This window comes from Candidatus Frankia alpina (assembly GCF_902806485.1).
Lineage (GTDB): Bacteria > Actinomycetota > Actinomycetes > Frankiales > Frankiaceae > Frankia > Frankia alpina.
Window position 1 is genome coordinate 1 of sequence record NZ_CADCWT010000580.1, and the last position, 497, is coordinate 497.

Genomic DNA, 497 nt, shown 5'->3' on the forward strand with positions numbered 1-497 from the left:
GGTACGTCACGAACTTTGCAGCCGCGATCAAGCTCAAAACGGGCCTCCGCGGACCCCGATTTGCCCTGCGCCCCTTCGGAAACCTCCGAATGGCTTGATCGCCAGGATGCCCGGAGTGTTTTGCGATTTGGCCTCCGCGGCGTGACGACGAACCGGAGGCTCCGCGAGTGCGGCCTGCCGCTGGGCGTCTCGGACGTTGCTCTGATCCAAAACGGAGATCATCATCGCTACGGCGGCCTGCTCCTCTGCGGATCTGGGTGGGTTTGTCCGGTTTGCTCGGCCAAGGTCAGGTTCCGGCGGGCCGACGAAATCTCCCGGGCCATTGCCCGGGCCATCGAGGCCAGTTTCGGGGCTGTTTTCGTGACCCGAACAATCCCCCACACCGCCGAAGATGAACTGCGCACAACCCTCGGCTACCTGGCCGAAGGGCGCCGGTGGGCGGCGAATCAGCGCCAGGTCAAGCAGGCACGCGCGGAAGCCGGATACCTCGGGTGCAT

The 497-nt window shown here is 65.0% G+C and carries 1 pseudogene; it reads left to right on the plus strand.

Features of this window, described 5'->3' with window-relative positions:
- Window positions 1-141 precede the first annotated feature (141 nt).
- Window positions 142-497 (plus strand): annotated as a pseudogene (locus tag G6R25_RS25750) (protein rep); the annotation flags it as partial.